The sequence below is a fragment of the Roseateles sp. genome (genome assembly GCF_052436255.1).
Lineage (GTDB): Bacteria > Pseudomonadota > Gammaproteobacteria > Burkholderiales > Burkholderiaceae_C > Pelomonas.
This window is the reverse complement of the sequence record NZ_JBQVNP010000181.1, coordinates 1-8,874: the sequence shown is the minus strand read 5'-3', so window position 1 is coordinate 8,874 and position 8,874 is coordinate 1. Positions and strand designations below refer to the sequence as shown.

Below are 8,874 nucleotides of genomic sequence, written 5' to 3'. Positions count from 1 at the left end.
GTGCCCGCCCTGCTGCCCTTCATGGTGCTGGAGCGCGGCTACAGCTACACGGCCGTCAGCGGCCTGATGCTGGCGGCCACCGGCCTGTCGAGCGTGGTGCAGCCGCTGTTCGGCCTGTATGCCGACCGCCACCCGCGCAGCTGGCTGGTGCCCACCGGCTTCCTCGTGGCCGCGCTGGGCGTGGTGCTCGCGGGCCTCAGCCAGAGCTACCTGCTGACCTGGATCGCCATGGTGCTGTGCGGGCTGGGCATCGCGGCCTACCACCCGCCGGCCACCGTGGCGGCGCGCGCGGCCGGCGGTGCCTCGCAGAAGGCGATGAGCGTGTTCTCGGTGGGCGGCACCATCGGCGCCTCGTTCGCGCCGGTGCTGGCCGCCACGGCGGTCGGCGCCGGGAGCCTGTCGCGCAGCTATCTGCTAGGCCTGCCGGCGCTGGCGATGGGCGCGCTGTGGTTCATCACAAACGCCCGGCGTAGCGCGGCCTCGGGCGCGGCGGCCGCGTCCGGCCCGAAGCCTGGCGCCCAGGTGCTGAAGCCGCACAACGACTGGCGCGCCTTCGGGCTGCTGGTGGCGACCATCGTGGGCTGGTCGATCCCGTACGTCACGGTGCTGTCGATGCTGTCGCTGCGCATCACGCGCGACCTGCACGGCTCGGCCTTCCAGGGTGCGGCGGCGCTCACCGCGTTCACTGCGGCAGGCGCGGTGGGCACCCTGCTTGGCGGCTGGCTGGGCGACCGCATCGGGCGCATGGGCACGATCCGCGCCGGCTATCTGCTCGCGCTGCCGTCGCTCGCGGGTCTCGTGCTCGCGCCGACCGCCGGCTGGGCGCTCGCCTGCACCGCGCTGCTCGGCATGTGCATGTTCCTGCCCTTCGCCGCGCAGGTGACCTTGGCGCAAGACTATCTGCCGCGCAACCCGGCAACGGCGAGCGGCATCGCGCTCGGATTGGCGCTGTCGGTAGGCGGGCTGGTGTCGCCGCTATTCGGCATGCTGTCGGACGCGCGCGGGCTCGGCGTCACGCTGACGGCGGTGCTGTGCGTGTTGTGCGCTGCAGCAGTGATGGCGCTGCGGCTGCGCAACCGCACAGTGCAGGCCGTGCCGGCCGAAGCCGAAGGGGCCGCCGCCTGAACCCTGGCGGTTCCAGGGGCCTGACCGGCCCGTCGCATGTTCGCTGCCAGAATCGGGCAAAGGGCCAAGGGCCGACAACCGATAAGGAGGGGACTGCGCCATGAATCGATTCCTGAGCTGCCTGCTGGGCGGCGCATTGCTGGCACCGGCGGCCTTCGGCGCCCCGCCCGCAGCGCCCGTCGCACCGGTAGCCCCTGCATCGGTGGCAGCCGCACCGGCCGATCCCGCAGCCGGCATCCGCGAAGTCGAAGCCGCGGTGCGCGCATGGGCCGTGGCCTGGTCCGCGCGGGACGTGGCGCGCTACCTGGCCGCCTATGCACCCGACTTCGCGCCACTGCGCGGCCAGGACCGCAAGGCCTGGGAGGCAGACCGCCGCGCGCGCATCGAGGACAAGGCCGTCATCAACGTGGGCATCGACAGCCTTGTCATCAGCGTTCAGGGGCAGTCGGCCACCGCCACCTTCCAGCAGAGCTACAGCGCGGACAAGCTGCGCGAAAAAGGCCGCAAGACACTGGAGCTGCAGCGCGTGGGCAACCGGTGGCTCATACGCAAGGAAAGCGCAGGCTGAGAACCGCCGAAGGAATTGCCCCTGTAAGGCAAACGGTTCACAGAGATGTCACCACTTGCAACGATGCTGCAGCCCTCGATTCCCGAAAGCTGTGGCTGCCATGTTTCCCACCAAGACCGACAAGGCGCGCGACGAACTCCAGGGCGGACAGCGCACGCTCAGCCAGCGCGAACGCGCCCTGCTCCTGATGGCCGACGGCCGGCGCTCCCTGACCGACTTCAGTCCGCTCTTTGCCAACCGGGGTGAGGCCGAGCTCGCGATCCAGGGGCTGATCGACAAGGGTTATCTGCAGCCCCTGAAAGCTGCATCCGCAACGCCGCCCGCTGCTGCAGCTCCCTCCGCCCCCGCGCCCATTCCCGCCGCCGAGCCGATCAGCGTCGCCACCTCGGCCGACACCTTCGACGGCAAACGCTCGCTGGCGACCACGCGCATGTTCCTGTTCGACATCTGCGAACGCATGTTCGTGCGGCGCGACCCCAAGTTCGCGCTGCAGATGCGCGACGCCCTGCGCGAGGCCCGCGATCGTCAGGCGATGCTGACCATCGCCGCGCTGATGCTCACCGAGATCGAAAAGACGGCCGGCCCCGAACGCGCCGAATCGCTGCGCGAGCGCATCGACCGGCTGCTGCCGCCGGCCGAGATCGTTCATTGAAGAAGAAAGAGAAAGCGCCCGGCCGGGCCTGTGACACCATCACCGGATGAACGCCCGGCCTCCCGCAACCCCTTTGTCCGAACGCCTTCGCAATTGGGCCAGGCGCCTCAAGCGCGACGGCGTCACTCTCTGGTTCGCCGGCAGGCATCCGTCCACGCCATGGCATGCCAAGGCACTGGGAGCATTCGTGGTCGCCTACGCTCTCAGCCCGATCGACCTCATCCCCGACTTCATTCCGGTCCTGGGCTACGTCGACGACGTGCTGCTGCTGCCGGGGCTGATCTGGCTGACGATTCGGTTGATTCCAACATCCGTCCTCGCCGAATGCCGGGCGCAGGCCGATGCCTGGCTGCGGAGTTCCGGCTCCAGACCGACCAGCCGCTGGGGCACCGCGCTGGTCGTGGCCGTGTGGATCGCGGCCGCCGCCGGGGCCTGGTACCTGTGGGCGCGCTGAGCACATCGAGAATATAGCCAGCGCGGAGCGCGCCGAATCGCTGCGCGAGAGCCTTGACCAGCTGCTGCAGCCGTCAGAACTCGTTCATCGAAGCAGCTTGAGTGAAAGGCAGTCGACGCTGGTGGCCCGACATCGGTTCTTGCACGGTATTCCGTGCCGCGCATTGAACACCTCGAGCTGTCAGTCGCGAATCTTGCAGACGAGAAGCCCGGTCCGGTGGTAGGCTGAATTGGAAGCAAGCAACAGCCCAAGACGTCGCTTGCTTCAACGCGCTCATCCAACGCATAAACGGAGAACAAGCTCATGGCCCTCACCAAGTTCGGATTCATCGTGACCGGAGACCGATTTGTCCAGCATCAGGGAACAGACAAGTTTCAGATGAAGGTGGTGGGGGTCGCGACGGCCTCCGAGGGCATCGAGGTCGCACAAGAGATGGTTCGGGAAGGCGTGCAGCTCATCGAGCTGTGCGGCGGATTCAGCCCCGTGTGGGCGGGCAAGATCATCGAGGCCATCGACTACGCCGTGCCCGTCGGCGTGGTCGCGTATGGACCGGAGTCGATCGACTCCATGCACCGCTTGTTCTCCTGAGGCGGGACGATCCTGCGGCAGCAGCTCAGGTCTTCTGGCTGCCGAGAAATCTCGCGGCAAGGGGTCGCAAGGTCTTTCTTGTGACCCTGAATATCCTGGCCCTCATGGGGAATGTCGAAGGCAAGGGGCGCAGCACGATTCCCCTGCTTGGCGCCTTGCCCAGGCTTTCCTGAACGATCGCCAACCCAACCCCTGCATCCACGAGTCCGAGCACAACGGACGGCTCCGCCGCCTCGAATCGAACGCTCGGGATGAAGCCTGCGCTTGCGCACGCCCCCATCAGGCTCTGTCGCGCCTCGGGGGAGTCTTTCTCGGGAAGGGCGATGAATGCCTCGCCGTCCAGCTTGCGCGGATCGAAGCGCCCTTTGGCGAGCGGATGATTCCTGGGCATCGCAACGGCAAACCCTTCATCCGCGATCTGCTCCGCGACAAGCAGACTGTTGCGCAAGGGCGGCGAGTACGTGAACCCGACATCGATCCCGCCGAACTGCAGCGCTTCGAACTGCTGTCTCGAGCGAAGGTTCTTCAGTTCGATCCTGGCATTCGGAGCGACCTTCAGGAAACGCTTGATGGCCGTCTGCAGCGCTCCCACGTGAATGGCGCCCTCCACGAAACCAAGCGTCAAGGAACCTGTCCTTCCCTCGGCCTCATCCCGGACCCGATCTTCCAGTTGCTGCGCGTGTTCTATCAGTGCCTTCGCTTCATCGAGGAACTGCCGACCCGCATCCGTCAGCTGAAGCCGCTTCCGCTCTCGTGAGAAGAGTGCCGTCCCCAGGCGCTCTTCCAGAGCAATGATCTGACGGCTCAACGGCGACTGGGAAATATGCAGCAGCGTTGCCGCTTTTCCGACGTTCAGCGTCTCTGCAACGGCGACGAAATAGTGGAGTTTTTGAAGCTCGATCATCAGACCTTTTATGTCTCACAGGATGCAAAAACAGACATAGACAATCTTATCCCTTACGAAAAGAATCACCCGAAACAAATCTACTCAGTTGAAAAGCCGAGTCGTACACCCCGGTGCACCAGCCCCAGGGACTGGCTTGAGTTGGAATGATCCGGGAGGAGTTTTCGCGTGAAGTTGGGAAGCTATGCCGCCGACTGCGGCAACGGATTTCGATCGATCTGTGACTACGTCAGCTTGAGAGGAGAGAACGACCGCAACCTGGTTGCCTATACCTTCCTGCATGACCCTGACGACAAGAGTTCGCACCAGCAAATCACCTACGGGGAACTGCTGGATCGCGTCATCTCGTTCTCGGCCCGCCTGCAGCGAGTGGCAGCGCCGGGCGACCGCGCAATTCTTCTCTATCCCCCCGGCATCGACTACATAGTTGCCTTCTACAGTTGCCTGTGGGCCGGCCTTGCCGCAGTTCCGGCATATCCGGTCAAGAACAACCAGCACCGTGATCGACTCGGTGCGGTCATCTCGGATTGCAGCGCGTCGATCATCCTGACGCACGCGGCAGACCTGGCGAAGCTCCAGGAAAGCCGTTCATCGAGTTTTCCCTCCCTCGGGGAGCATCAGATCATTTCCGAAGCGATCTGCCCGGAACCGAGTCAGTCGACGCTCCGTTTGCTGCAAGCTGTTCCCACGGAACTGGCCTTCCTTCAATACACCTCCGGCTCGACCGGTGACCCGAAGGGGGTCATGGTCACCCATTCGAATCTGATTCACAACCTGGGCGAGATCCGCGACAAGTTCGGCAGCACGCGCGAAACCGTGATGGTGAGCTGGCTCCCTCCGTATCACGACATGGGCTTGATCTCCGCGATCCTCGAACCTCTGTTCGTGGGATTCCATGCGGTCCTCATGTCGCCCTTCTCGTTCATTCAGCGCCCCATGCGATGGCTGAACGCGATCTCCGAGTACAAGGCAACGTTGTCAGGTGGGCCGAACTTCGCCTTCGACCTGGTTGCCAATGCCCGCGACCCGGTACCTGAGACGCTGTCACTCAAGACCCTTCGCATCATGTACAGCGGCGCCGAACCCATACAGGTCGCGACCTTGAAGCGATTCTGCGAGAGCTTCTCCGCGGCAGGATTCGTGCCCGAGATGCTCTACCCCTGCTACGGTCTGGCCGAAGGCACCCTGTTCTCCTCGGGCGGAGACGCCGCATCTGCGCCCGTCCTCCTGAACATCGCCAACAAGCGGATGGTGCACTGGAACGTCGCGACGTCGCCCGAGACGTCGGCATCGCTTCCCGAGCAGCGAATCAGGGTCGGATGTGGCCGCACCCTCGCTCAACAGGAGATCCGCATCGTCGATCCCGAGAGCCTCCGGGAACTCGAGGACGGCGAAGAAGGCGAGATCTGGGTCAGCGGTCCGAGCATTGCCAAAGGGTACTGGCAACGGGAAGCGCAGACCCGCGAGGTTTTCGATGCGCATACGGAGTCCGGAACGGGTCCCTTTCTGCGTACGGGCGATCTCGGGTTTCTCGTGGATGAAGAGCTGTTCGTCACGGGCCGCATCAAGGACACGATCATCGTCAGGGGCAAGAAGTACTACCCCCAGGACATCGAGCGTGCCGTCGAAGCGGCCGTCGCCGAAGTCAGGCCGTCATGCACCGTTGCATTCAATCTCGGCGATCAGGGCGAGATTGCCGTGGTCGCCGAGATCGAGCGTACCGCGCGCAAATCGGACCCGGACGCATTGCTTGCGGACATCCGCAAGGCTGTCGGCAAGCAGTCCCAGCTCTTTCCCTTCACCGTTGTCATCGTCGCGCCAGGAAGAACGCTGAAGACCTCCAGCGGAAAGGTTCAGCGACGCCTCACACGCAAGTTGCTGGAGCAGCAGGAGATGGAGGTCTGGGCGCGGTGGACCCGGCCTTCAAGCCAGAACAGCCACACCGAATCAAGCGAATCTCAAGCAATTGCCGTCGAAGGCTAGACACATGCTTACTCCAAATGCTCCAAACCAGGCGCTCCTGAGACAACGCGCGCGCACCAGCAGGCGGGATCTGATCCTGGCACTGACGGCCAACATCGTGCCGCTGCTGGGAACCGTTTTTCTGCTCGCCTCGACTCTTGCATTCGGGATGCCGGTCCATCTCTTCGACATCGTGCTTTTCGCGGTGTGCTACTTCCTGGCGATGGTCGGCCTCGAGGTCGGCTTTCATCGGTACTTCGCTCACAAGTCCTTCAAGACATCGAAGTCGATGGAAATGCTCCTGGGCATCCTGGGATCGATGAGTTTCCAGGGAGGCGTGATTCTCTGGACCGCGACCCACAGGCGTCATCACGGAAATACGGACGAACCCAGCGATCCGCACAGTCCCGTTGCTCCGGCGGGCAGTTCCCGCGGTCGTCGCTTCGCCCAATTCATGCACGCGTACATCGGATGGATGTTCAACCCGAACTCGCTCAAGCCCAAGGGCTGGGAACGGATGACGCCCGACATGTTCCGCCGCCCCGACCTGTTCAGGCTGCATGTGAGCTATGCCAAGTGGGGAATTCTGGGCGTCCTCATTCCCGCGCTCGTCGGCGCTGCCTGGTACCAGTCGTGGCAAGGATTTCTCTCGGGACTTCTTTGGGGTGGGTTGCTGCGAATCTTCGTGGCCAATCAGATGTACTACATCACCAACTCATTCGGGCATCTGGTTGGCACACGGCCTTTTCGCCGCGCCGACAACAGCCGCAACAACCTGCTGCTCGCGATCCCGACCCTCGGACTTTCGCTGCACAACAACCATCACGAATTTCCTGCCTCTGCCAGCGTTTCGCTGCACTGGTGGCAGCCAGACATTTCAGCTCTCGTCATCCGCGTCCTCGAACGCCTGGGACTTGTCTGGGATGTTCGCAGACCCACGCGAGAGCAGATCCTCGAAGCAAAGCAACGGTACTCGGTCCAGTACGAATCAGGAGAGAAAGAAGCATGAAGCAGCAAGAAGCAGGCGCACAGGTCGATCCCGGTGCGCTCAAGACCTGGTTGGTCAACTACATCAGCAAGCGATGCGACATCCCGGATACCGAATTGCATCCCGGCATCCCGTTCGAGGAGTTCGGCATCGACTCCGTGCAGGCCGTCGAGATCACGGCGGAGCTGGAACAGGAGTTCCGGATCCCCGTCGATCCGACTGCACTCTTCGAGTTCAACACCATCGAACTTCTCGTGGCGCACGTGTCGTCCTGCAGCAGTCCGGCGGCGGTGCAGTGAACCACCAGAAACTCCCGGTACGCAAATGAGACCCGCAGAGACAGTTGCAGCGCCGCAGCGACCCGGCCTGAGCGTGCCGGGATCGGTAGTGTTGCTGGCGCTGGGGATGTTCGCGATCGGCGCCGATGGATTCGTGATCGCAGGCATCCTTCCAGATCTTGCGACAGGGCTGCAGGTGCCGCTGTCCCAGGCAGGCCTTCTCGTATCGGCATTCGCGTTCACCTACGCGATAAGCGCACCGATTCTGGGTGCCGTGCTCGGCGGGAAATCTCTCCGGACGATCCTCGTCGCATCGATGGGCGTCTTCGCCGCCGCCAATCTTGCCGCGGCCCTGTCGGAGCACTACGCCTGGCTCCTGCTGTGGCGCCTGGTCGCCGCAATGAGTGCTGCAGCCTATTCACCTGCCGCCGTCGCCGCCGCGATCAACCTTCTGCCCCCCGAGAAACGTGGACAGGCCAGCAGCTTTGTCCTGGGAGGATTGACGGTCGCCCTCGTCACTGCCGTCCCCTTGGGCGCGATGCTCGCTAGCGCGAGTTCATGGCGGATGACTTTCGTCCTTATCGCGGCGCTGGCTGCGACCGCTACCGCGACTCTCTGGTGGGTGATGCCAGCCAGCTTCCAGTCCAGGAATCTCTCGCTGAAAGAGCGTCTCTCGCCGCTTCGAAACAGCGATGTGATCTGGGCTCTTGTCAGTTGCTTCGTATGGATGGCCGGCGGCATTGCCACGTACACGTTCATCGTTCCGATCAGCCTGTCGGCGACCGGTTGGTCGCCGGACAAGGCGGGCTTCGTCCTGTTGATCTATGGCGCAGCGGCCATCGCTGGAAACCTCATCGGTGGAAGGCTCAGCGATTTCCTCAAGACACCGGTACGCGCGTTGCAGTATTTTCTTTGCACGCATCTCGCCTCGTTGCTCCTGATGGGCTTGGCCGTTTTCAGCGGCCCACCCTGGGGCGCCTGGCTCTTTCCCGTTGCTGTCGCTGTCTTCGCCGCGTCCGGCTGGGCATGCACGCCACCGCAAGCCTCCCGTCTTGTTTCACTGAGCCCGCCCCACGCCGTGCAAGTGATTGCGCTCAACACCATGGCCACCTACCTCGGCATGGCCGTGGGGGCCGCGGCGGGAGGTTTGCTCTCGACGAACGGCCCCTTGCTTTTCATTCCCCTGGCCGGCGCCGCAGCCCAATGCATCGCCTTATGGATGGTGGCTGCCCGCGGAGAACAACGTTCATGAAAGCTGTACACGAGTCACAACCCGACGTTGCGGTCATTGGCGCAGGCCCCTCGGGTCTGGCCGCCATGCGAAACCTGACGGCGGCGGGCCTCGCCTTCGTCGG

The 8,874-nt window shown here is 63.8% G+C and carries 10 protein-coding genes; 9 read left to right on the top strand and 1 reads right to left on the bottom strand.

The genetic code is table 11. The annotated features are described in order from the left end of the window. From ACT6S0_RS24620 to ACT6S0_RS24600, 5 genes are all read left to right on the top strand, one after another. Positions 1-1,125 (top strand): MFS transporter (locus ACT6S0_RS24620; protein WP_444766397.1); only part of this gene is annotated, 1,125 nt, incomplete at its 5' end. A 100-nt stretch (positions 1,126-1,225) separates the two neighbouring features. After that, complete coding sequence (locus tag ACT6S0_RS24615; RefSeq protein WP_444766396.1) at positions 1,226-1,693, top strand: L,D-transpeptidase Cds6 family protein; 468 nt, start codon at positions 1,226-1,228, stop codon at positions 1,691-1,693. A gap of 100 nt (positions 1,694-1,793) precedes the next feature. After that, a complete protein-coding gene (locus ACT6S0_RS24610; protein WP_444766395.1) occupies positions 1,794-2,345 on the top strand; it encodes a hypothetical protein in 552 nt (183 codons plus the stop codon). 46 nt (positions 2,346-2,391) lie between these two features. Continuing rightward, positions 2,392-2,799: a YkvA family protein gene (locus tag ACT6S0_RS24605; RefSeq protein ID WP_444766394.1), complete on the top strand. Its 408-nt coding sequence runs from the start codon at positions 2,392-2,394 to the stop codon at positions 2,797-2,799. Between the two features lie 303 nt (positions 2,800-3,102). Further along, on the top strand, positions 3,103-3,387 hold the full coding sequence (locus tag ACT6S0_RS24600; RefSeq protein ID WP_444766393.1) for a DUF6506 family protein: 285 nt from the start codon (positions 3,103-3,105) through the stop codon (positions 3,385-3,387). Positions 3,388-3,412: 25 nt separating this feature from the next. Here the strand turns inward: ACT6S0_RS24600 and ACT6S0_RS24595 are convergent, their stop codons facing one another. Beyond that, positions 3,413-4,291 carry a LysR substrate-binding domain-containing protein gene (locus tag ACT6S0_RS24595; protein ID WP_444766392.1) on the bottom strand — a complete coding sequence of 293 codons (879 nt, stop codon included), beginning with the start codon at positions 4,289-4,291 and terminating at the stop codon, positions 3,413-3,415. Positions 4,292-4,459: 168 nt separating this feature from the next. Between ACT6S0_RS24595 and ACT6S0_RS24590 the strand changes: the two genes are divergently transcribed. The 4 genes from ACT6S0_RS24590 to ACT6S0_RS24575 all read left to right on the top strand — a co-directional run bounded on the left by ACT6S0_RS24590 (position 4,460) and on the right by ACT6S0_RS24575 (position 8,771). After that, positions 4,460-6,274, top strand: a complete 1,815-nt coding sequence (locus ACT6S0_RS24590) for a fatty acyl-AMP ligase (RefSeq protein WP_444766391.1) — start codon at positions 4,460-4,462, stop codon at positions 6,272-6,274. A gap of 4 nt (positions 6,275-6,278) precedes the next feature. Then, positions 6,279-7,262: an acyl-CoA desaturase gene (locus ACT6S0_RS24585; protein ID WP_444766390.1), complete on the top strand. Its 984-nt coding sequence runs from the start codon at positions 6,279-6,281 to the stop codon at positions 7,260-7,262. Beyond that, positions 7,259-7,540: an acyl carrier protein gene (locus ACT6S0_RS24580; RefSeq protein ID WP_444766389.1), complete on the top strand. Its 282-nt coding sequence runs from the start codon at positions 7,259-7,261 to the stop codon at positions 7,538-7,540. The genes ACT6S0_RS24585 and ACT6S0_RS24580 overlap by 4 nt, the downstream gene beginning before the upstream one ends. A gap of 88 nt (positions 7,541-7,628) precedes the next feature. Continuing rightward, positions 7,629-8,771 (top strand): MFS transporter, encoded by a 1,143-nt coding sequence (locus ACT6S0_RS24575; protein ID WP_444766388.1) that lies wholly within the window; start codon positions 7,629-7,631, stop codon positions 8,769-8,771. Positions 8,772-8,874 lie beyond the last annotated feature (103 nt).